Source organism: Staphylococcus lugdunensis (assembly GCF_002901705.1).
Lineage (GTDB): Bacteria > Bacillota > Bacilli > Staphylococcales > Staphylococcaceae > Staphylococcus > Staphylococcus lugdunensis.
The window spans coordinates 682,062-704,214 of sequence record NZ_PPPV01000016.1; the positions used below are offsets into that span (position 1 = coordinate 682,062).

At 34.2% G+C, this 22,153-nt stretch carries 23 protein-coding genes; 8 read left to right on the forward strand and 15 right to left on the reverse strand.

The window, feature by feature from the left end; translation table 11 throughout:
* Window positions 1-94: 94 nt before the first annotated feature.
* The 5 genes from CD041_RS09990 to CD041_RS10010 form a co-directional block, all read right to left on the reverse strand.
* Window positions 95-364, reverse strand: a complete 270-nt coding sequence (locus CD041_RS09990; protein ID WP_002479052.1) for a hypothetical protein — start codon at window positions 362-364, stop codon at window positions 95-97.
* A 63-nt stretch (window positions 365-427) separates the two neighbouring features.
* Complete coding sequence (locus CD041_RS09995) at window positions 428-748, reverse strand: hypothetical protein (RefSeq protein WP_002460766.1); 321 nt, start codon at window positions 746-748, stop codon at window positions 428-430.
* A gap of 18 nt (window positions 749-766) precedes the next feature.
* Entirely contained in the window at window positions 767-2,110 is a 1,344-nt protein-coding gene (glcP, locus tag CD041_RS10000; protein ID WP_002460768.1) for a glucose transporter GlcP, read from the reverse strand.
* Window positions 2,111-2,225: 115 nt separating this feature from the next.
* Window positions 2,226-2,747, reverse strand: coding sequence for a hypothetical protein (locus CD041_RS10005; RefSeq protein ID WP_002460769.1), 522 nt, complete (start codon window positions 2,745-2,747; stop codon window positions 2,226-2,228).
* Between the two features lie 42 nt (window positions 2,748-2,789).
* The gene (locus CD041_RS10010; protein ID WP_070648108.1) at window positions 2,790-4,196 is read right to left on the reverse strand and encodes a YfcC family protein; all 1,407 of its coding nucleotides are present in this window, start codon (window positions 4,194-4,196) and stop codon (window positions 2,790-2,792) included.
* Between the two features lie 878 nt (window positions 4,197-5,074).
* On the opposite strand from CD041_RS10010, the gene CD041_RS10015 reads away from it, so the two are divergent.
* Complete coding sequence (locus CD041_RS10015; RefSeq protein WP_002479056.1) at window positions 5,075-5,590, forward strand: YceI family protein; 516 nt, start codon at window positions 5,075-5,077, stop codon at window positions 5,588-5,590.
* A gap of 188 nt (window positions 5,591-5,778) precedes the next feature.
* Here CD041_RS10015 and CD041_RS10020 read toward each other — a convergent pair whose 3' ends face one another.
* Both CD041_RS10020 and CD041_RS10025 read right to left on the reverse strand, forming a co-directional pair.
* Window positions 5,779-6,546 carry a DUF2705 family protein gene (locus CD041_RS10020; protein WP_002479057.1) on the reverse strand — a complete coding sequence of 256 codons (768 nt, stop codon included), beginning with the start codon at window positions 6,544-6,546 and terminating at the stop codon, window positions 5,779-5,781.
* 1 nt (window position 6,547) lies between these two features.
* Window positions 6,548-7,243, reverse strand: coding sequence for an ABC transporter ATP-binding protein (locus CD041_RS10025; protein ID WP_002479058.1), 696 nt, complete (start codon window positions 7,241-7,243; stop codon window positions 6,548-6,550).
* Window positions 7,244-7,521: 278 nt separating this feature from the next.
* Here CD041_RS10025 and isaB point away from each other — a divergent pair, with 278 nt between their 5' ends.
* Window positions 7,522-8,043: an immunodominant staphylococcal antigen IsaB family protein gene (isaB, locus tag CD041_RS10030; RefSeq protein WP_002460777.1), complete on the forward strand. Its 522-nt coding sequence runs from the start codon at window positions 7,522-7,524 to the stop codon at window positions 8,041-8,043.
* 196 nt (window positions 8,044-8,239) lie between these two features.
* On the opposite strand, the gene CD041_RS10035 is transcribed toward isaB, so the two are convergent.
* Window positions 8,240-8,683 (reverse strand): MarR family winged helix-turn-helix transcriptional regulator, encoded by a 444-nt coding sequence (locus tag CD041_RS10035; protein ID WP_002492441.1) that lies wholly within the window; start codon window positions 8,681-8,683, stop codon window positions 8,240-8,242.
* A gap of 164 nt (window positions 8,684-8,847) precedes the next feature.
* On the opposite strand from CD041_RS10035, the gene CD041_RS10040 reads away from it, so the two are divergent.
* The gene (locus CD041_RS10040; protein ID WP_070648106.1) at window positions 8,848-10,488 is read left to right on the forward strand and encodes an alpha-keto acid decarboxylase family protein; all 1,641 of its coding nucleotides are present in this window, start codon (window positions 8,848-8,850) and stop codon (window positions 10,486-10,488) included.
* A gap of 189 nt (window positions 10,489-10,677) precedes the next feature.
* Here the strand turns inward: CD041_RS10040 and CD041_RS10045 are convergent, their stop codons facing one another.
* Genes CD041_RS10045 through CD041_RS10070 form a run of 6 tightly spaced genes read right to left on the reverse strand, consistent with a single transcriptional unit; the run spans window position 10,678 to window position 15,987 of the window.
* On the reverse strand, window positions 10,678-11,301 hold the full coding sequence (locus tag CD041_RS10045) for an ABC transporter ATP-binding protein (protein ID WP_002460781.1): 624 nt from the start codon (window positions 11,299-11,301) through the stop codon (window positions 10,678-10,680).
* Window positions 11,288-12,004 carry an ATP-binding cassette domain-containing protein gene (locus CD041_RS10050; RefSeq protein ID WP_002479059.1) on the reverse strand — a complete coding sequence of 239 codons (717 nt, stop codon included), beginning with the start codon at window positions 12,002-12,004 and terminating at the stop codon, window positions 11,288-11,290. Before CD041_RS10050 ends, CD041_RS10045 begins: the two co-directional genes overlap by 14 nt.
* 23 nt (window positions 12,005-12,027) lie before the next feature.
* Window positions 12,028-12,798, reverse strand: a complete 771-nt coding sequence (locus tag CD041_RS10055; RefSeq protein ID WP_002479060.1) for an ABC transporter permease — start codon at window positions 12,796-12,798, stop codon at window positions 12,028-12,030.
* Window positions 12,795-13,745, reverse strand: coding sequence for an ABC transporter permease (locus CD041_RS10060; protein ID WP_002479061.1), 951 nt, complete (start codon window positions 13,743-13,745; stop codon window positions 12,795-12,797). Before CD041_RS10060 ends, CD041_RS10055 begins: the two co-directional genes overlap by 4 nt.
* Window positions 13,745-15,298, reverse strand: coding sequence for an ABC transporter substrate-binding protein (locus CD041_RS10065; RefSeq protein ID WP_070648105.1), 1,554 nt, complete (start codon window positions 15,296-15,298; stop codon window positions 13,745-13,747). Before CD041_RS10065 ends, CD041_RS10060 begins: the two co-directional genes overlap by 1 nt.
* A gap of 5 nt (window positions 15,299-15,303) precedes the next feature.
* The gene (locus tag CD041_RS10070) at window positions 15,304-15,987 is read right to left on the reverse strand and encodes a class I SAM-dependent methyltransferase (protein WP_070648104.1); all 684 of its coding nucleotides are present in this window, start codon (window positions 15,985-15,987) and stop codon (window positions 15,304-15,306) included.
* 375 nt (window positions 15,988-16,362) lie between these two features.
* Here CD041_RS10070 and CD041_RS10075 point away from each other — a divergent pair, with 375 nt between their 5' ends.
* The 5 genes from CD041_RS10075 (at window position 16,363) to CD041_RS10095 (ending at window position 21,520) form a co-directional block, all read left to right on the forward strand.
* Complete coding sequence (locus CD041_RS10075; RefSeq protein ID WP_070648103.1) at window positions 16,363-16,959, forward strand: DUF5067 domain-containing protein; 597 nt, start codon at window positions 16,363-16,365, stop codon at window positions 16,957-16,959.
* A 24-nt stretch (window positions 16,960-16,983) separates the two neighbouring features.
* Complete coding sequence (locus CD041_RS10080; RefSeq protein ID WP_002460790.1) at window positions 16,984-18,480, forward strand: DUF6583 family protein; 1,497 nt, start codon at window positions 16,984-16,986, stop codon at window positions 18,478-18,480.
* A 270-nt stretch (window positions 18,481-18,750) separates the two neighbouring features.
* Window positions 18,751-19,917 carry an ABC transporter permease gene (locus CD041_RS10085; protein ID WP_002479064.1) on the forward strand — a complete coding sequence of 389 codons (1,167 nt, stop codon included), beginning with the start codon at window positions 18,751-18,753 and terminating at the stop codon, window positions 19,915-19,917.
* Window positions 19,914-20,834, forward strand: coding sequence for an ABC transporter permease (locus CD041_RS10090; RefSeq protein WP_070648102.1), 921 nt, complete (start codon window positions 19,914-19,916; stop codon window positions 20,832-20,834). The genes CD041_RS10085 and CD041_RS10090 overlap by 4 nt, the downstream gene beginning before the upstream one ends.
* A gap of 14 nt (window positions 20,835-20,848) precedes the next feature.
* The gene (locus CD041_RS10095) at window positions 20,849-21,520 is read left to right on the forward strand and encodes an ABC transporter ATP-binding protein (protein ID WP_002460794.1); all 672 of its coding nucleotides are present in this window, start codon (window positions 20,849-20,851) and stop codon (window positions 21,518-21,520) included.
* Between the two features lie 126 nt (window positions 21,521-21,646).
* Here CD041_RS10095 and CD041_RS10100 read toward each other — a convergent pair whose 3' ends face one another.
* Window positions 21,647-22,120, reverse strand: coding sequence for a MepB family protein (locus tag CD041_RS10100; protein ID WP_070864863.1), 474 nt, complete (start codon window positions 22,118-22,120; stop codon window positions 21,647-21,649).
* Window positions 22,121-22,153 lie beyond the last annotated feature (33 nt).

Sequence of the window (22,153 nt, forward strand, 5' to 3'; positions counted from 1 at the left end):
ACCTAAAATATAATTATGGCCCAAACTCTATATTTTAAAATCAGACATTTGTCCTGAATTATATTGATGACTTTTTATAAAAAGAGACAATCTTTCAAATTATCAACGCGATGATTGTTAGTACACCAACAACAAGCGCTATGATTACAGCTTTAACATACTGCTTATCAAACACTTCAGATATAATCCATAATAACATGCTAACAAATACAAAGTACATATTATACTGAGTATTAATGATATGATGGTTTACCGATATTCCAGCTATAAAATTGATGATATCACACAAAACCACAGCACTGATGATGATAACCGCTAATATCAATAATAAACTACTAATAATCGATCTACGTCGCTCACTCAAAATAACACTCCTTTTATGATGTTATTATTTCTTTTATAAATATAATTTCACTTTGTTACTCAATTAATCAGCGAAAATAATAATGATTGCTAACACAATCATTATTATACTTAACACCACAGCTTGAGTCTGACGCTGTATAATATTAATACTAACTTCAGCAAGCATGCCAATGATAAACAATACATATGCAAAATGATAAAATGGACGACCACCTACAATAAAATGGGCAATGATACTGATTAATAATGTTAAGACAGCTAACCCGACAAAGACAATCATAATGATATGCAGTACAGTTAATAATTTGGGATGTTGTTCTTTATTAAAAATAATATCACCTTTCCTAAGAATGTTTTTAACATCGCTACAATGATTGACCATTATTACATGATTTAATTGTTACTGTTCTGTTTTTACACCAGCACGCTGTCTAAGCTCAATTTCTATTTCTTCTAAGCTACGGCCTCTTGTTTCTGGCAAGAACTTAATAACAAAGATTAAGGCTACAACGCCAATTGCCGCAAAGATTAAGAATACCCATTCAACATCTAATGCTGCATTAATCATTGGGAACAATTGTGCCACGATAAGCGTACCAATATTCAATACTAAGGTTGCAATCCCTGTTGCAGCACCACGTGCACGCGTTGGGAATAATTCTGGTAACATTACCCATAACACTGGTCCCCAAGACGCACCGAAGAATACAATAAAGAGTGATAAGCAAACAATAATAATCCATGCAGATGATTGAATGCCTAACGTCCAAATCAAGATTGCCATAATTACTAAAGAAGCCACCATACCGATATTACCGACAACCAATAATTTTTTACGATCTATTTTATCGACAATAAATAATGCCAGAACTGTTACAAGCACATTTACTACACCAATGCCTACAGAACCTAAGATTGACGCTGATTCTCCAAAGCCAGCTTTTGTTAAAATAGGTGATGCATAGAAGATAACAGCATTAATACCAATAAACTGTTGTAAGATAGCAAACGTACAACCGATGATTAACGTCGGTCTTAACCATTTAGATTTTAATACCGACCAACTACTCTCCGTCTTTTCAGCAAGTTCTTTCATTTCTTTAATCTCACGGTCGATTTCTTCATCACTATATGTAATTTGCATTACGTGACGCGCTGCTTTTTCTGTTTTATTTTCTAATAGCCATCTTGGGCTTTCCGGCATAAAAGCAATACCTATTAATAAAATAATAGATGGTACCACTGCAAGTCCAAGCATCCAGCGCCATGCGCCCATATCTGCAAAGCCATAGCTTACTAAATAAGCTGCCAAAATGCCGATTGTAATCATCAGTTGGTTCAATGAACCCAATGAACCACGTAGTTCTGTTGGTGCTAATTCAGATAAATACACTGGCACTGTTGCCATTGAACCCCCTACAGCTAGGCCTATGACAATTCGTCCAAGAACTAATATCGTAACATTAGGCGCAATTGCTAAAATAAATGCACCTAATGCGAAGATAATCGCAATAAATAGTACTAAACGACGTCGTCCAATCTTATCTGATAGCGGCCCGCTACTACCTGCACCAATAACGGCACCAAACAGCATAGATGACACAACTAAACCACTTTGAAAGCTTGTTAACGGAATATCTTTAGGGATATAGGTTAAAGCACCTGAAATAATCCCATTATCGTAACCATAAAGTAAACCACCTAGCGCACCTATAATAAAAATTAAATATTTTTTAATATTCATGTAATTATCCACCTTTTTTAAAACTTATGTATATTATAAGCTCTGACTCCATATGATTCAATTTACTTCACTCATCACTATTATCGACTTTCACTATTTTTACAGCGAACTCTATTCATTGAGATAGACGTTTAAAATGAGCCTCCATTTTTCCTATAGCTTCTTGTGCTCCTATTCGTGTAGTCGCAAACTTAAACGTGCCATTTAATGTTACGAGTGTTAACGAAATATCTGGCGCAAATAACGTTGTATCCCCAAAGTATCGTCGTAATCTTACTTTATCAACATGTTTGTAATACCCTGTATATTGTTGGTTACCAATAATGAATTCGTAACGTTCATGTCCATATTGGTACAATGTAACTTCTTTTTCAAAGATTTTATTGTGTAAACCTTTAAATAAACTATATGAAACAACAAGCGCAATACCCCCACTAGCCACAAAGCTATATTGCCCAGTTATTATCGCTGAAAGAAACCCAAAAATGACAATAAACACGACTAAACCACATATAAACAAAATAACGCCAACTATAAATGGGAAAATGATATTTGACGTATATTTTAATATTTCATTATCAATAATTGTTACTTTAGCATGTGTATTATCTTGATGTATTGCATGGTTAAATTCCATGTATTCACTACCTTTACATATTTTGTAAACGCTACAATCTATTTAATATCCTACAAATAAAGCGATAGACATTGCTATGGCACATATTAACACCCAAATCACAATCAACTTCCAAGCAAATTTAATCCATTGTCCATAAGAGATACGCCCTACTGCTAATGCCCCCATCAAAATAGCAGATGTTGGAAAAAGCACATTGCTAATCGCATCACCATATTGGAAAGCTAATACCGTCAATTGGCGGTTGATGTGTAATAAGTCAGAGATAGGGACCATCAGTGGCATCGTTGTTAATGCCTGACCTGAACCTGATGGTATAAAGAAATTAAGCATAAATTGTAATATAAACATAGCAATAATAACGAACGACGCGGGTACATCAGCTAATAGTGATGTCATGCCGTGAACAATCGTATCGATAATCTTGCCATTTTCTAAAATAACGACGATACCTTTAGCAAAGCCCACAACCAACGCGCCAAACAGAATACTTTGCATGCCTTCAATTAAAGCATCAAATGTCCCATTTAGTCCTAAGCCAGAAATAAGACCAGCTAATATACCTGCGAGTAAAAAGTTAGCACTCATTTCACCAAACGTCCATTCAAACTTAAAAATTCCGACAACATTCAAAATAATTGCTCCAAGCATAAGTGCCAAACTTATCACTTGTCTCGGCGTAAAATGCTGGTATTGAATATCTTCTTTCATTGTCCCCTCTTGCTGTTCTAACTCATAAACAAGACTTTTCGTATGATCTTGTTTAACTTTACGTGCATATAACATCACTGTTGTAATGGCTGCAATTAAGATAAAAATGTAAATAATCGAACGTAAGCCCCAACCAGAGAACATTGGTAATTCAGCGACTGTTTGTGCCACACCGACCGTAAAAGGATTAAGCATGCCACCAATAAAACCACTAGCAGCACCCAAGATGACCATTGCAGCACCTGTCATAGCATCATACCCCAAAGTTCTAGCGATTAAAATACCTAAAGGAACAAAAATAATGGTTTCTTCTGCTAAGCCAATTGAAAACCCTAAAATTGAAAAGATTGTCATCGTTAAAGGAATCATCAATATTTTTGCATTCCCTAATGCACGCATCGCTTTGTTCACACCATTTTCAAACGAACCCGTTTTATGTACAATCCCAAATGCGCCACCTACGAGAAAAATATAAAATACAATTTCTGCCCCGCTTACTAAGCCCTCTGGTATAGCTCTAAATATATCTAGAAATGACGTTGCCGCATGCGGTACATGATGATATGTACCATCTACAACTAACGTCTGCCCACCTTTTTTGTGACGTTCATACTCTCCTGAAGGTATGATAAATGTCATAATCCAAGCAATGGTAATAATGATCATTAATAATGCATATGTATGTGGCGTTTTAAACTTTAATTTCCGTTTCGGTCGTTTATTGTACCCGCGTGCCATAACGTTTGTCTTCCTTCCTCAACCAGGTTTATTTTATATGTTGTTTTCATATTTTATCATATACCCTTATTCTAGCCGGTTAACATACCCTTTATTAATTCTAAATTTTATCTTGTTCATTAAAACAAATGATTGCTACAATTCAAATATACGATGCAATTTAGTAAGTATATAAATTTTTCATATATACAATGAGATTAAACACACTATATTAAAGTACATCTAGGACATAAAGTTCTTGGACAAATTAAAAAGGCAATTCCCATTGAAATAATTATAGAAACTGCCTTATTTTTAAAGCATTTAAAGGTAAAATTACATGTTAATACGTAGTATTTATGGCGAGACTCCTGAGGGAGCAGTGCCAGTCGAATACAGGGGTCCCAACAAAGAAGCATTTCGCCAAGCAAAGCAAGTTGGGGTGGGCCCCAACAGATAGGTTTTCAAAAAGAAAGCCATCGGACAAAGCAAGTTGGGGTGACTGAGACGGCACCCTAGGAAAGCGAAGCCATTCAATACGAAGTATTGTGAAAACTGTAACATTTTACACCTTATTATTATTTACTATTCAGACCTACTACAAATATAACTGCTACCATCACAATAAATCAGTTACTTAATTAGATAGCAAAATAATCCATATTGAAATTAACAGTTTAATAGAAACTATACATACTACGATAAACTACGCCATACAACACATTTTGATTTGTAGTTTTTATGTTTAAGTTTACATAAATGGGTTAAGTCAATAGTGACAATGTTTTTAAATTAATCGCATTTCGATACATTTTAGTGTACAAAGTTTAGAACATGTGATACATTATTTATATCAAATATACAAAATATATTAAAATAAAATTAGGAGGTATTTATTTATGACTCAATTTAATTTCGATAAAGTACACAGCAGTATTGAATTTCAAATCAAACATTTAATGGTATCAAAAGTAAAAGGAACATTTAATGACATCGATGTAACCGTTGAAGGTGACATTAATAATCTTAGCTCATTAAAAGCAACTGCTACAATTGACCCTAAATCTATAGATACAAAAAATGAAGATAGAGATAACCACTTAAGATCAGGTGATTTCTTCGCAACGGATGAATATGACAAAATCACTTTTGTAACTAAAGAAGTGAAAGACGATAAAGTTGTCGGTGATTTAACAATTAAAGGCGAAACACACGAAGAAACATTCGATTTAGAATTTAATGGCGTAAGTAAAAATCCTATGAACGGTGAACAAGTTACTGGCTTTGTGGTTTCTGGTAAAATTGATAGAGAAAAATATGGCGTTAGCTTTAACCAAGCTTTAGAAACTGGTGGCGTTATGTTAGGTAAAGAAGTGAAATTCGAAGCGTCAGCAGAGTTTAGTATTCAAGAGTAATTCAGTCATAAACATTTTATAAACTGAGATAACATCTCAATAGTATGTTTAGTTTGGTATATGCGTATATCCCAATAATAGATGGACTTGTTTTTAATAATTAATAAAAATTTTAACACTAAATAAAGCTATCGCTTGTGACACACTTCTCACAAACGATAGCTTTGACTTTTATCTATATATCGAAGTTACACATTTTTCTTTTTAAAAACAAAAACTAATAATACTAAGAAAATAACGATATAAACAATATTACCAATAAACAATTCATGTAATTCTAAGTGACTCATTTCCTTAAAATCATTATCTACAATTTGTTGAGGTAACATAATCATATTTAGCGGATTCCATTTAAACCATTCCCATTTGCCATTAAAATATGTTAATAATGCTGCGACAAATGACATTACAAAATAAAAAAAGATGCCTATAGTAATCGAAAGTGTCGGACCTTTCATCGCACATGAAATCAGTAAAGTCAAACTTAGCACAAGCCACATGGTTACAAAATCAGCTACTGCTAAAAGTAACATTTCATTTAACAGTGGTGGCTGACTACCGTGTGGAGCCAATAAATCAATATCATTAAAGCTAATAGCATATAGGAGTAACGTCACAGCAATGACCCCAATAAAGCAGATAAGTGAATATATTACTAATGTAATAACCTTACTAATAACAATGCTCGTACGTGAATAATTACGGTACAATACATTTTTAATTGTTTCATAATGAAATTCCATTGAAATAATCGTACTTGCTTGTACAATCATTAAAATGACCACCCAATAAAATCCTGAAAAACCACCTTGAATAAGGCCTTCGCTAGACATGATATCACTATTTTGGGAAATGAAAAGTAATGTAAACATTATTGCAATAATAACGATTGGCCAAATCCACGTCGATTTCTTTTTACTTAATTTGAAACATTCTTGTTTAATTAAAGAACCCATATTATGCGTCGCCCTCCTTATCAATAATGTCTAAGAGCACCGTTTCAAAATTTTCAGCATCATGTTGCTCAATTTCTTCCCGCGTTGTTTCTTTAACGATTTTACCTTCATCAATAATTAAAATAGCATCTGTTATCTTTACTAATTCGCTTAGCATATGACTGGAAATTAAGAACGTAATACCTTGCTGTGCTTTATCTAAAATAAGATTACGCACATCTCTAACTGCTCTAGGATCTAAACCATTCATAGGTTCATCCAATATAATCAGCTTTGGGTCATTTAAAAAAGCAATTGCGATGCCGAGCTTTTGTTTCATACCTAGTGAATATGTTTTGGCCTTATTATGTATATAATCTTTCATTTTCAGTTTAGTGACAATATCATCAATATCTGAATTATCCTTCGATTCATTTAACAATTTTAAATTATCGTATCCAGACATAAATGGGTAGACTCCAGGGCTTTCAATTAAAGCACCTATACTGCTTCTTTTACTGCCACTATCAACGACTTTATAGTGCCCTTTTTGGTAATTTGAATATCCAAGTATGACTTTCATTAACGACGTTTTACCTGCGCCATTCGCACCAACAAGGCCTACAATTTCACCCTTTTCCAAGTTAAAAGAAACATCTTGGAGAATCGTTTTCGAATTTATTTTCTTCGATATGTTATCTACTGTTAAAACGCTCACTCTGTCATCTCCTCCATTGAATAATAAGTAACACTTTAAGCCAATTCTCATATCATCATTTGCCACGTCTAAATAAAAAGTGATACAGTACGACCATAACATATAATATGTATTAAATTAATAATTAATTGTATATTTAAGGTTAATTTAAGAAAAATTATTTAAACCAAATACAACTATGTCATTTTACAATTTTTGTAATCGTTTGCAATTTTTGTAACTATTTTGTAATATGAAGGTGTAATAATTGCTATATCAAATTTAAGGAGTGAACGAACATGAATAAAATGACAAAGTTAGTATTATCTAGTACCCTTGTTTTCGGTTCTGTCCTCGGCGTAAATGCGATTAGTACGAATGCTCAACATGTATCCCATGCAGCAATAACTCCATATTATACTTATCATGGATATGCAGGTTATAACCCTAGTTTCTTGTTAACTCATGAGTTCAAAAATGGTATAAAATATAAAAATATTACCTTTAACGGCAAAAAAATTGTACCAACAAAAGGAACTAAAACTGTAAAGCTTTATGATCAAACCTTTTCTGGAGTTACTAAATCAGGTAAAAGTGCTTCAACCGTCTCATTTGATGTAACAGGTAAACTCACAACAGCACAACTCAAAAATGCTTACGGTAAAGCTTTAAAAAAGGTCGGTCCACCGAAACCTAGTAAAAAAGTAAAAGCAGTCTATGATTATCGACCATCTCTGGAGACACCACGTGTCTTATTTACCGTAAACCATAACAACAGAGTTACACATGTCGATATTACTTATGGTAGCATTGGTTATTAACCATCACCTCAATATATGTTTTATAATCAATAACTACTGACAAATGACGCGCGCTTACCCTCTCTGAGAATAAGCGCGCGTTCAATTTTTATTGTTAGTGACCATGCACAGTACGCGCACACAACCCGAAGTCTGACTTAATATTTTGTTAACCGTATATTATACGTATACTAAACCATTTCTGCTGTGTGCTTTTTTATTCATCTTTAAGGTGTTTTACATTTTTAAATCCTTGTCGATAGGAAGCCAATTCTTCCATAATCGCATACCAATCCGTACCAACTTTTTTTATTGTCTGCTGTATTAACTCATCTTGTGCTTTGTTTAAAGTTGCAATCAAGGCTTCACCTTCTTCAGTTGTATAAAGTTGTTTCACACGCCGGTCGTGTTTAGAAGGTTGTTCAAAAATTAATTGTTTATCTTTTAACTTTTTCAGTGTCGCATGTGAACCTTGCTTAGAAATTTCTAATGTCTGCAATAATTCTTTTATGGTAATACCGGGCAATTTATTAATAAAGAAAAGAAATCTATGGTGTTGCCGACTCATACCATATTGTTCGATAATTTCATTTGCAGTTAATGTGAAGGTTTTGTAGGCAAAATAAAATAACATGTGTTCATAATCATTTTTGTTCATCATTTTTACGTCACTTTCTATAAAGTAGAATAACGTCATTATAGTAAACTTTTGGTCTCACGTCATTAAAGTTCGAAATATTTTCGATAGGTCAATTATGTTGACCTATCAATAAAAAAGTATTATCATTCAAAGTGTAGAAAAAAGAGATAAAGGTGGAATGAATTATGAAACAACGTGTAGGACAATATTTAATGGACGCAATTTATCAAGCTGGTGCAGATAGAGTATTTGGTGTTCCAGGTGACTTTAATCTGGCATTTTTAGATGACATTGTTGCTCATGAACATTTGCAATGGGTTGGCAATACAAATGAACTCAATGCGAGTTATGCTGCAGATGGTTATGCCCGCCTCAAAGGTGTAAGCGCTTTAGTAACTACTTTTGGCGTTGGTGAACTTAGTGCTGTTAATGGCATTGCCGGTTCTTATGCGGAGCGTGTGCCTGTCATTGCCATTACAGGTGCGCCAACACGTGCCGTAGAACAAGCCAAAAAATATGTCCACCATTCATTAGGTGAAGGTACTTTTGATGATTATCAAAAAATGTTTTCACATATTACAACTGCACAAGGTTACATTACACCAGAGAACGCGACAACTGAAATACCAAGATTAATTAATGTTTCCCTTCAAGAGCGTCGACCTGTTCACATCCATTTACCAATTGATGTAGCTATGACAGAAATTGAAGTTACAGAACCATTTAAACTTCAAAATCCAAAACAACATGATGTTTCAGAATACATTAAACTCATTCAACAAAAACTACAATCCGCTTCAAACCCTGTCATTATTGCAGGTCATGAAATCAATAGTTTCCATCTTCATGATGCGCTTGAACAACTCGTGAATCAGACCAACATTCCTGTCGCTCAATTATCTTTAGGTAAAGGCGCTTTTAATGAAGAAAACCCTCATTACCTTGGTATTTTTGACGGTAAATTTGCTGAAGATAATGTACGTGACTATGTAAATAACAGTGATGCGATATTAAATATAGGTGCTAAACTTACGGATTCAGCAACAGGCGGTTTCTCTTACGACTTTGACATTGAAGATGTCGTCATGATTAATCATCACAATTTCAAACTAGGAGATACTCAAAATAACGAGGTCTCATTGCCTGATATGTTACATGGGCTATTAGAGATGGATTACCATAACAAAGGTACGTATTCATCATATGTAAGACCTAAAGCACATTCTTACACATTATCAGATGAGCCACTTACACAAGAAACATACTTTAATATGATTCAAGACTTCTTACAGCCTGATGATGTTTTACTTGCAGAGCAAGGCACATCTTTCTTTGGTGCTTACGACTTAGCATTATATAAAAATGTTGACTTTATCGGCCAACCGCTTTGGGGTTCTATTGGTTATACTTTGCCCGCTACAATAGGTAGTCAAATGGCTGATACAACGCGTAGAAATATCTTACTTATTGGTGATGGTTCTCTACAATTAACGGTTCAAGGTTTATCAACGATGATTCGTAACCAGTTAAAACCAATCATTTTTGTAATCAACAATGATGGTTATACTGTAGAACGTCTTATTCATGGCATGAAAGCACCTTATAATGATATCCATATGTGGGACTACAAAGCCTTACCAGCAGTGTTTGGTGGCGATAATGTAGCCATACATGATGTACACACTTCAAATGATTTAAAACGAACATTTGATGAGATAAATGCAGAAAGTGATGTCATGCATTATGTCGAAGTTACAATGGCAGCTGAGGATGCGCCTGAAAAACTTGCGAACATTGCAGAAGCTTTCGCCTCACAAAATAAATAAGCTAAATATAAAACAGTTTGAGCCATAATTATGTTTTAGGCTATAAACGATATATATTGGTAGTAGTTGACTGGATTGAAAATAAGCCTTATCCCAAGCTTTTTCAATCCAGTCAACCTTGCCGGGGCGGGACTATGAATTCATAGTCCCGCCCCCTTTTTCACGTGAAACAGTGAATAACTTTATTTATTATGTTAAAGAGAGATGCTGTGCTTCAAATTGTTGAATCACATAAGGGTCATGAGAAATAATCAGCAATTGTATATCCGTAAGTGATTGCAACATTTGTAAAATTAAGTCTTCATTAACAACATCTAAATTCGTTGTCGCTTCATCTAAAATCAATAGTTTAGGTTGAATGATTAACGCTTTGGCAATCCATACGCGCTGAAATTGACCACCACTCAATGTGGATACACGCTGTTGTAGCAATTGTGAAGATAATTGACATTGCGATAAAACGTTATCAACACGTGAAGCATGTAACGTCTTTGGTATACCAAACCGTTTTAACGGCTCGGTTAATACCGCTTCAACGGTTTGTCGTGGATCCATACTTGTACGCTGATATTGTGGCACATATTGAATATCACGCATCCATTGTTTCGTTTTGTAATCATGCATTAACCTTCCATCTAATCTTAAAGAACCGGTATATTGTTTATCTAATCCTGCAATTATATGTGCTAATGTCGATTTCCCACATCCGCTTGGTCCACTGATAATAAGATTCCCTTGTGCTAAATCAAAAGAAATATCTTCCAATATTATGCGCCCTTGTATCGTTTTATTAATATGATCAACCTGTAGCATAAGCTTCCCTCCGCTCTGCTGTACGAATCAGTGTTTGTGTATAGTGTCGCTCAGGATGATGCATCACCTGTTGCGCCTGCCCACTTTCAATAATTTGACCATGTTGCATAATACTGACATGCGTAGCGTAATCTTTTACTAAGCTCAAGTCATGTGTCACAAAAATAACCGTCATCTTTCTTTCTGAAATAATATGCATTAACTGCTGCATAAACTTAGTACGATTTTGCACATCCAAGGCACTTGTCGGCTCATCTAAAATCAAACATTGTGGATTACGAATTAATGACAGTATAAATGCCACGCGTTGAGCCATACCGCCACTTAGTTCGAACGGATAGTATTGTAAAAGTTGTTCAGGTTGTTCTAAACCTAAACGTGTCATCATTGTTTTTACCTCTTGATATTGTTCTGCTCGTGATAGTGTTGATTTTTTTGCATCATATAACATTGCAATATGCTGCTTGATTGTAATATTTTGAAACAAATTACTATTAGCATCTTGAAACATGGCATCGGCATGTAGTAAATCAATGTCCACATTACCTTGATATGTCAACTGATCATCAGTCATGTGTAAAATACTGCGAACCAATAGCGATTTACCACTACCACTTTCACCAACAATACAATGAAAACTGTACCGTTCTACCTCAAGCGATAACGATGAAATCAAGGTTTTATCTTTATGATAGATACTCAATGACTTAACTTGTATTATTCGATCTACTTGATGATTTTGTTGTTGATGATTTGAAATAATAAGGCATAACCTCCTAACAAAATACCAGGGAAGAAGAATAACCATGGTGCAATCGTTAAATAACTTTTACCGTCAAATAAAATAGTGCCAAGTTCGGGAATAGGCGGTTTAACACCTAAACCTAAAAAAGCTAATCCTGAAATACTCAGCATTATTTTTCCAAAATCTGCCGTTACTAACGCCATAATTTTACTTAATAAATGTGGTAACATATGCGCATACAGCGTTTGAACGTTAGAATTACCACTTAAAACTGCGTATTGAATAAATGGTTCTTTTTGAATATCACGTGTAAGATTACGAAAATAACGTAAATAGCGCCCTAGCCAGCCTATAACTAATGCACATAATAACCCAATCATTGAATCACTAACTAGCCCTAAAATAACGAGCGCAATAATGAATGAGGGTATTGCTAATAATAAGTCAGCTACGAACATACATAGTTTGTCGAACCAACGTCCCATTAGGCCTGCCATCATGCCAAAAATCAAACCTATACTGACACTTAAAACCACTACGACGACGGTTAAACCTAAAGTAACACCACTTCCTATAATCATACGTGTAAACATATCTCTGCCTAACTGATCGGTTCCCAATAAATGTTGCAAAGAAGGCGGCGCTAAGTGTTCACTAGGTTTACTATTCCACCCAAAAACAGCAATATACAGTGCTCCTATGAGACTGACACCTATGATCCTCCATTGCCAATTAACATGTGAATATTTCATCGTGCACCTCTCACTTTTGATTTATTAGCACGCAATCGCTGAATTCGAGGATCACTTTTTAATATCAATATATCTCCCAAATAATTAAGCAACATAATGACGACAATAATCAACATAATAATGCCTTGAATAAGTGGATAATCTCGTTGATTAATTGCTGTAATTAGCAGTTTTCCTAATCCCGACATACTAAAGATCACTTCTAAGATTACAGCTCTACTAAACAAATGAATAATACTATTGACGACAATCGTCATCAATGGCGCGAAGATAACTTTAAATTGGCAATAAATACGTGCCTTCCAAGTTGCTTGTCGTAACTTTATTAATTGGTAGGTATCATCCTGTCTAGTCTGCGCAATAAGATGCGCTGTCATCAATAAGAGATGACTTCCTTCTACTATAATCATGATGCCAACAGGCAATAGGTAATTTTGCCAAGATGCACTACCTACAAAAGGAAGTAACTGCCATTTGACACCCATATAATAAATAGCGACAATGGCTATCCAATATTCTGGCATCGATGTTATCACCTGGGAAATATAGCGTAAGCTTTGTGCTATACGAGCATGTGGCAGCATACCAACGCAGTAGCCTAATCCTACCCCTAAAGGTAACATGAGTACTGTAGCCCAACTCATTAATATCCATGTAGGTTTAAGTGCATTAGCAATGAGATTCATAACAGGTTCTTGCGTACTAAAGCTATACCCCAAGTCCCCAATTAATGCATGACCTAACCAATCCAAATAGCGCAACAAAATATGGCGTCCTAACCCCAAATGATGTTGTGCCATATCAATTTGTTGTTGTGTCATTTGAGTATAGCCATGGCGTTGTAAATATAAAATGGCTGGGTTACCTGCCGTTTGTTCTACTAAAATAAAAATGATAAGCGAACTTACAATAAGATAACCAAATAATTTATATGTACGCTGCCACATTATTGATTAACTTCCAGCTTTTTATAGTCTACAGGTGCATCCGTTAGACCTGAAAATTTAAAGGACTTTATTTTGTCACTTGTTACGAATGTTTCGTTTGGATACGCGATAGGCACACCATAATATTGTTGATTAAAGTGCTTAAAGATATGATTAAAAGCCTTTTTTTGTGATTGCTTATCTATTTCTTTAGGAAATGCTTCTAACTGTTGCGTTAAGACTTTATCATTAGCTAAAACGCCTGGTTTATCGCCATTATTTTTAAACACTGAGTTCATGAAGTTATATGGCATTAATGCATCCGAATACGTGCGATAGAAAATCAAATCATAATCTTTCTTTGTCCATAAAGTATCGTAATACGATTGGGCATCTAAGTGCTTAATATTTACTTTAACTCCAACCGCTTTAAGATTGGCTTGAACTTGTTCAGCTTTATCTTTCCAATTCGGAAATTCTGCAGTTTGAATCACTAGATTAAATGTTAATACTTGACCATCTTTTTCATACATGCCTTGCTTGTTGCGATGATAGCCTGCCTGTTCAAATGCGTGTTGTGCCGCTTTTTTATCAAAACGATGTTGCTGTTGATTTTGCGCCGTTACATATTGTACATCTCGTTGAAATAGGCCTTTTAATGGTTGAGATGATAGCGCTTTTGTCTGAATACTTTCACTAATAGCTTGTCTTAAATCTTTATGTTGCAATTGTTTATTTTCTGGATTAAAAGCCATAAAATGGCTGACTGTACTAGGATTTTCTGATACCGATAACTTTTGGGTAGATTTTGCTTGTTTAATTTGTGCATCAGTCAACATACCCAAGGCACCGCCAGTAATATCAACTGCCCCACTTTGAATAGCAGATTGACGAGCATCACCATCTTCAATTGTTTGGAAGACTAAATCATAATTTAGTGGTTTATTGCCTTTAAAATAAGGATTAGGTTTTAACGTTGTTTTTTCTTTGCCAGCGTCTCCTATTTTAAACGCACCCGTACCAATCGCTTCTTTAAATTGACCTGTTACCTTGCCGTCTTTTACCGCGTGTGGACTCATAATTCGTAATGGCCTTACTTGTGTCAATTCATTCAACACTTGGTTAGATGGTGTCTTGAGGTTGATTTCAACTGTATGTTTATTTTTAACGACGACACTTTTTAATTGTTGGAGTGTTTCAACTGTCGTCTCTTTATTCATTGCTTTGGCACGTTCAATTGAGAATTTTACCGCTTGTGCATCAAAGTCACTACCATCAGAGAATTTAACGCCTTTTTTCAAATGGAAACGATAAGTTTTACCCCCATCTTTAACCTCCCATTTTTGTGCTAATCCAGGTTTAAATGTTTTCTTTTTATCATACTGCACAAGGGCATCATACACAGCACTATAAACTGGCATTGCAGCATCATAGCCTTGTGCATCCAGCTTCGCAGCTTTTGCTTCAGTTGGCAATGACAACGTGACTTGTTTATGATTGTGCTGTGATTGCGAACAACCAGATGTTAATATTAATGCCCCAGTTACTAAAGCACATAATTGTCGTTTCATCATAATGACTATCCTTCTTTCACTGTTGCTTTAATCACGTAAGATTCTTGGAAAAGTGTACGCAAATAGTCACTCGGCGATAAATAAAAATCACTATAATGGGTTAAATCTATTTCGTCTGGCACCATTTCCCTCTTTACGCTAACTTGAAAGCCTTCCTGAACAAAACTGTCCACAATGTGTTTGAGCGAATGATTTTGTGAAGGCGTTACGCCATATGTATTAATGACTTGTGCCATATAATCACAACTTGGATTATCGGTTAAATCTGCAAACGTAGCATAGTAAACACCTTGAGGCTTTAATACGCGTTTTAACTCTTTTGCGTGTTGGGGAATATCATCGATAAGATACAATACAGACGTACTAATCGCTGTATCAAACTGTAGGCCAGTATCACTTGGCATATCGGTTAAGACATACGATAATGGTAAGTCTCCTTTTAGCAATTCTGCTTTCTGCAAAGATTTTCGAGCTAAGTCAATGCCTACACCTTGCTTGAATGGAACCTTTTGATATAGTTGTCGTAAAAAGCCACCTTGATTACACCCAAAATCTAAAATCGTTTTTCCAATAATATCTTCTTTAGCGATGACATCAATTGTTCTATCCCAAGCATCATGATGATCACGTGCCATCGTGTCATCATCTTCTTGTCCTTTATGCCACCACTGTTCATAACTGTTTTTCATATTCTTCTCCTTAATATTTCTTAATCGTAATTATTACGTTTTGTATTGTACTACAGTTTTCAATGAATAACAATGTCAAAATGGACTGACTAAATACAATTTATGTTGTCTAAATTTAATTAACATTTGTTCAAATGATGGGCAAGGCCTTTCTTAAATTATTAAAAATTATTTTAGATATATAAATGATACTAGAGTTAAATTGAATAGTCATTTATATAAATTAAGATTTTCTTTGTATACGAAATTTAATAAAAGTGTTACCTTTTAAAAACATCAATGGTATACTATTTTCGAAAACACATAAATAATACTACTTTAATACGATTTATTGTTTTCAGTCTTACATCATTCTATATAAGTTGGGGAGGATATATGAAGAGATTATTTAGTTTATTGCTCATTTCATCATTAGTACTTACAGCATGTGGATCAAAATCGCATTCAGAATCAAATAGTTCTGAGAAAAAATCATCTGAAAGCAAGTCGGCTACTGACAAATCAGAATCAGTTGATTCTTGTTTAGAAAAAGCCAAAAACAAACCTACAGCTAAATTCAAAGATAATAAATTTACATCAAATAAATTTGATATTGAAATTAAGGAAACAAAGGTTGTTAAACCAGATAAATATGCAGATAGTAAAAATCCTAATTTAGCCATTGTCTATAAGGTCAAAAATAAATCTAGCGAAAAAATTACGGCTAGTACGGCTTTTATTGAAGCATTTGACGTCTATAATGACACGAAAAACGTTCAAAAACGTTTAGAGACCGGTTTAGCTGAAGACTCAGACTTGTACAAAAAGTACGGCGAGGATATGCGCAATAACATTAACAAAGATGGTGAAGTAACAGGTGTGAGATTCTTTGAAATTAAAGATGACAAAAAACCTATTACGATTGAAGCCAAAAATCCTGATGGTTATACTACCAAGGAAATAGGCAAAAAAATCATTAAATTAGAACATTAATATAAGCTATTTAGGAGGCGCACAATGTCAAAAAAACTTAAAATTATTATTTCAGCAGTAGTGATATTGCTTATCGTTGCAGGTATTGGATTTGGTGCATATAAAATTTTTTCAAACACACCAAAAAATACATACTTACTGAGCGAACAAAAAACAGCAAAAAAATTCCAAAATTATTTTAATGACCGTTTTGATAATGAAGTTAAATTCCAAGAAAAGATGAAGGATAATTCTTATTTATCAAACATGTCATTGAGTGCAGATGCTTCTAAAGAACTCATTGAAAGTATGGGATTGCCTAAATCAGTCATTGATGCAACAAAAATTACAGCTTCTATTGGTCATGACGATAAAAATACTAAATCATTAATCAAAGTAAATCCTACAATTGCAGATAAAGAAGTGGGTAATTTCCAATGGGCTGCAGATAAGAATTTCCAATACTTTACAGCGCCATTATTTAAAGGTGACTACAAAGTTAAAAATTCTGAGTTAGTGAAACAATATGCAGAAATATCTGGAGAAGATGAAGAGCAGCTTAAATCATCAGGAGTGACGAATCAAAGTTTAAATCTAAATACACTTTTAGGTTCGACACAAACACAACAAAAAGATTTGGATACAATTATTAAACGCTATACAGATATTGTCTTTGATCATTTAAAAGATGATAACTTTAAAAAAGAAGGCAAAGAAGAAGTTAAAGTCGACGGTGAGACAGAAAAAGCAAACAAAGTCACATTAAAATTAGACCGTGCTGATACTAAAAAACTTACTTTAGCCATCCTTAAAAAAGCTAAAGATGATAAAGAACTACAATCACTTGTGAAAAATCAAATGTCTAAAGATGAATACAAAAAACAAATTGAAGATGCACTCAAAAAAGCCGAAGATGCAAAAGAAAAAGAATTTATTGAATTCACATCCACAATTTACGAAAAACATCATGAAATCTTAAAACGTGACATTACATTAACAGATAAAGATAACAAAAAAGTAAAAATCGTTGGTAACAATAGCATCACTGATGACAAACTTGCATTAGATTATAAATTCACTACTGACGATGGTTCATTCTCATTAAAAGGTAAATCTACTGGTAAAGACGATAACTATAAAGATAAATACGATGCTACATTCGATAACAACTACAATAAATCTACATTGACATTTGAAAACAAAGAAAAACAAGACGGTACAAAACGTCATGATAAAGGTACAATCACATTTGACAATGCTGGAACTAAACAAGACTTTACTTTTGACAACAGCTTAGATACAGATGTGAAAAATAACCAACAAAAACAAAAATTAACAGTTGGTATCAAACTTCAAGACGAGCCAATTAACTTTATTTTAAACAGTGATACGAAGTTAAAAGCAGACATCAGCTTTGATACGGATAAAGCCAAAGATATTGGTGAACTTTCATCTAAAGAACTTGACAAATTAGATAAAGAAATAAGCAAAAATGGCGAAAAACTATTAGAATCTATCATTAAAAAAGTAACAGATGATTAAACGTTTACGACCTACGCGTTAACTGTGATGAGCTGAAAAGCAAAGATGGTAGCGGGACACAATTTGTTATGAATTCGTAGTCCCGCCCTGGCAAGGTTGACTAGGATTGAAAAAAGCTTGGTATAAGCGATATTTTCAATCCAGTTAACTACTGCCAATTTAGAGTCTAGAGCCTAGTCCAAGACTCACATCTACTGCAATAATAAATCCCTACACAATCATATCGCAGTGCATGCTCACACGATGATTAAATATGGAAGGAGTGGTCAAATGAAGTCAATACAATTGTTTCATATCTACCACTCTTTTTTATTAAAGAAGTGGTATTTATTTGTCTATTTAATATTGATTGTCCTATCACTAGTCTTGGCTTTGACGGCAGTTCAATATGCCAATCAAGAAGATAAAGGTTTCCGTCTTGGCATTGTGGATAAGGATCATTCAAAAGAAACACAGCTTATTTTAGGTTCCGTGGGTAAAGGGAGTAATTTTGGGAAACATGTTACCTTAAAACAATACAGTGAGAAAACAGCTAAACAACGTCTATCCAAACATGAATTAGATGGCTATTTTGTTTTTGACAAAGGTATGACACATGCCTTTTATCATCAAGGACAATTACCTATCACAGTATATACATACGACCAACAGTCTACAAAGAGTGTCGTTATTAGCCAATTAACCCATTCAGTTTATGATCGCTTAATGTTATCTATGGGAGGTATTTTAAGCTACACACACTTAACTGAGAAGCCATCATCTCAAGACATGGTTATGCTAATGACTGATTTACTATTTACCGGATTGAATCGTGTTAATGCTTTTAATTACGAACCAGTAAAGGTTTATGATACAGGCAGTTACTATGTCGTTACTGGATACTTACTATCCATTTTTATACTTTGTCTATCGTTATTTTCTGTGCTCAAAATGAATCAAGAAACGGCATTGAAAGAACGATTGCAACTCTTTCACTTCTCATTTGAAAAGTTAACATTTGTTCGTGGTGCGATTGCATGGTTCTATTCAATGATTTGGGCAATCCTTGGCTTTCTATGGATTAACCATACATTAGACGGGTCTTTTGAAAGTTATAATTGGCCAACCGTAGCAATTCAGCTCACTTATTTCGTGACTTTCTTAGTCATGCTGCTCATCTTAATTGAGCTTATTAGTAAAAACTGGATGAATTTACTTTTAAAATGCGTATTAACGCTTATCTTTATCGTATTCTCAGGCATAACGGTGCCAACAATCTTTTTCCAACATAGCTTTAACAGTATATTGGCAACACAACCGTTTAGTTTAGTAACAAATCAAATGTTGGAAATCACATTAAATAACTTTATTTTAGATACACATCCAGCCTTTTATATCAGCTTTATTGCTGTGGCATTGGCACTCTGTGTGGTCGCTGTTTGGAGGTATCGTCGATGAAACCTTACATTCAACTTGTCATTCGAAAACAATGGCTACAATATGTTCTTCTGCTCATCATTATTGGTGCAGCACTAAGCTTATTATATGCCGGACAAAAAATGGCTAGTCAAAACTTTAAGATACCTATTGCTATTCAAGATATGAGTCATAGTAATGACTCAAAACAACTGATTAAGCACATTTCGGATACACGATTTGTTTCGGTTAAATCCATATCTGCAGACGATATTTATATTGATGATGCAGTTAAGAAAAAGGAAGCTATGATCAGCTTACAAATTCCAAAAGATTTTGATAAGCGCTTAGTCGAAAACCGTTTGAAGTCATCGATTCAACTCTATGGACGAGATGATTTTATTGGTAATATTGCATTAGAAATCGTTAGTCGTTCATTATATGAACAACAAATACCGCACATCATTCAAGAACACTTAGATAAAAATCATCACCACCAAAGTATAGACAAAATTAAAGAAGCCTATAAGAATAATACACCAACATCAAAATTCAAAAATGTTGCGATTCATTCATCAGCGAATCACTCGCTTTCGATTAGTTTAATATTTGCATGGGTACTCATGATCAGTGCAATTCAAATTGTACTTCATCAAAGATTAAAACAAAATGCGCCACTTGGGCGATTATTCCAATTTAATCACAGTCGACTCAAACTTTATGGCACTTATATCGTGACACATACATGTTTGCTTTTATTCGTAATGATGATGATTCAGTGGTTGATGCACCAGCCATTAAGTTTATTCTTTTATGCTAAATCATTCGCTGTTATTTTTATCTATGAATGGGGTATCGCAAGCTTATTATTTAAGGTTAATACACTCAGCCATAGATTATTTATGGCTATTGTCTGGTCAATCGTGATAGCTATTCTATTTATTAGCATTCAAATGTAAAGGAGTGAGACACATTGATCGAATTACATGCTATTTCTAAAAGTTATAAACGTAAACACATTTTTGAACAGCTAAATATGCAATTTGCTGACAATCAACTGACTGTCTTGCTCGGAGAAAATGGTGCTGGGAAATCGACATTATTGCGTTTGATTTCAGGGATTGAACAACCAAATTCAGGTACCATTGATTACTTTGGTAAGACGCTATCAAAACGTCAAATTAGAAATATAGTAGGCTACGTGCCACAGGATATTGCTTTATTTGAACATATGAGTGCACAAGAAAATATTCAATTTTTTAAATCATTGTGTGACAAACCTGTTGATGATGATACCATAGCCCACTATTTGAAATTATTAAACTTTACTGACATGAAGGCACGTGTATCTACGTTATCAGGCGGGAATAAACGCAAAATTAATATTTTAATTGGTTTATTAAGTCAACCTAAAATACTAATTTTAGATGAGCCTACTGTTGGTATTGATTTAAAATCACGTTATGATATTCACCAACTGTTAAACCAAATGAAATCCAGTTGTTTAATTATTTTAACGACACACCATTTAGATGAGGTAGAAGCATTAGCTGATAACATTAAACTCATCGGTCAACATCCATTTTATCGAGATGTTTTAAATGATAAACAATGGACTTATGAACATTATCATAATGCTTTATAGTATTAATAAACGCCTATCACAAAAGGACAATTTCTAACTCCTTTCGTGATAGGCGTTTTCGTATAATGCAGTTGTATCTTAAACAATTTCAAAGTAATATTCTTGCCAATTGATTATATTTAACCTTCATTCAATAGTTAGATTTGTAAAATACATATCTTGCCAATGCTGTGTTTTAGCAGCTGATGGATTAAGGTCCTCTTCCCATGTTGGATAGACACGTAAAGCCATTTTCCCCTTATGTGATGTTGTCGATATGATATGTTGTTTAACTAGAACCTCTCGAGGAAATACGAACTGTCCAAACCGTTGTCCATCAATAACATTGACGACTAAAAACATTGGAAATTCAGCATCTTGATATGGTCTGTTGTTATTATCGTCATCTTTACACCACATCGCAAAGAAATATCCTCGTTTTTTAGGTGTTTTATGTGCGCGTCTACTCATATAAGTTTGCCCATTTAACTCGCACCTAAATGCTTCATAATCCGCATTCCACGGTTCTGTCTTGATTTCGATAGATGTATTACTATGATTAACTTGTAGTAGTTCTTTAACTAGATCTAAAGATTGCATGTTTTGTATGTGTTTTGTCATATATACCTACCTTTTTGGCATAACCACATCTGC

Bases quoted from the DNA above. Each gene is read 5' to 3' on its own strand.
- CD041_RS09995 (WP_002460766.1), bottom strand. From the start codon at position 748: ATGGTCAATCATTGTAGCGATGTTAAAAACATTCTTAGGAAAGGTGAT.
- glcP (WP_002460768.1), bottom strand. From the start codon at position 2,110: ATGAATATTAAAAAATATTTAATTTTTATTATAGGTGCGCTAGGTGGT.
- CD041_RS10005 (WP_002460769.1), bottom strand. From the start codon at position 2,747: ATGGAATTTAACCATGCAATACATCAAGATAATACACATGCTAAAGTA.
- CD041_RS10010 (WP_070648108.1), bottom strand. From the start codon at position 4,196: ATGGCACGCGGGTACAATAAACGACCGAAACGGAAATTAAAGTTTAAA.
- CD041_RS10015 (WP_002479056.1), top strand. From the start codon at position 5,075: ATGACTCAATTTAATTTCGATAAAGTACACAGCAGTATTGAATTTCAA.
- CD041_RS10020 (WP_002479057.1), bottom strand. From the start codon at position 6,546: ATGGGTTCTTTAATTAAACAAGAATGTTTCAAATTAAGTAAAAAGAAA.
- isaB (WP_002460777.1), top strand. From the start codon at position 7,522: ATGAATAAAATGACAAAGTTAGTATTATCTAGTACCCTTGTTTTCGGT.
- CD041_RS10035 (WP_002492441.1), bottom strand. From the start codon at position 8,683: ATGATGAACAAAAATGATTATGAACACATGTTATTTTATTTTGCCTAC.
- CD041_RS10040 (WP_070648106.1), top strand. From the start codon at position 8,848: ATGAAACAACGTGTAGGACAATATTTAATGGACGCAATTTATCAAGCT.
- CD041_RS10045 (WP_002460781.1), bottom strand. From the start codon at position 11,301: ATGCTACAGGTTGATCATATTAATAAAACGATACAAGGGCGCATAATA.
- CD041_RS10055 (WP_002479060.1), bottom strand. From the start codon at position 12,798: ATGAAATATTCACATGTTAATTGGCAATGGAGGATCATAGGTGTCAGT.
- CD041_RS10060 (WP_002479061.1), bottom strand. From the start codon at position 13,745: ATGTGGCAGCGTACATATAAATTATTTGGTTATCTTATTGTAAGTTCG.
- CD041_RS10065 (WP_070648105.1), bottom strand. From the start codon at position 15,298: ATGATGAAACGACAATTATGTGCTTTAGTAACTGGGGCATTAATATTA.
- CD041_RS10070 (WP_070648104.1), bottom strand. From the start codon at position 15,987: ATGAAAAACAGTTATGAACAGTGGTGGCATAAAGGACAAGAAGATGAT.
- CD041_RS10075 (WP_070648103.1), top strand. From the start codon at position 16,363: ATGAAGAGATTATTTAGTTTATTGCTCATTTCATCATTAGTACTTACA.
- CD041_RS10080 (WP_002460790.1), top strand. From the start codon at position 16,984: ATGTCAAAAAAACTTAAAATTATTATTTCAGCAGTAGTGATATTGCTT.
- CD041_RS10085 (WP_002479064.1), top strand. From the start codon at position 18,751: ATGAAGTCAATACAATTGTTTCATATCTACCACTCTTTTTTATTAAAG.
- CD041_RS10090 (WP_070648102.1), top strand. From the start codon at position 19,914: ATGAAACCTTACATTCAACTTGTCATTCGAAAACAATGGCTACAATAT.
- CD041_RS10100 (WP_070864863.1), bottom strand. From the start codon at position 22,120: ATGACAAAACACATACAAAACATGCAATCTTTAGATCTAGTTAAAGAA.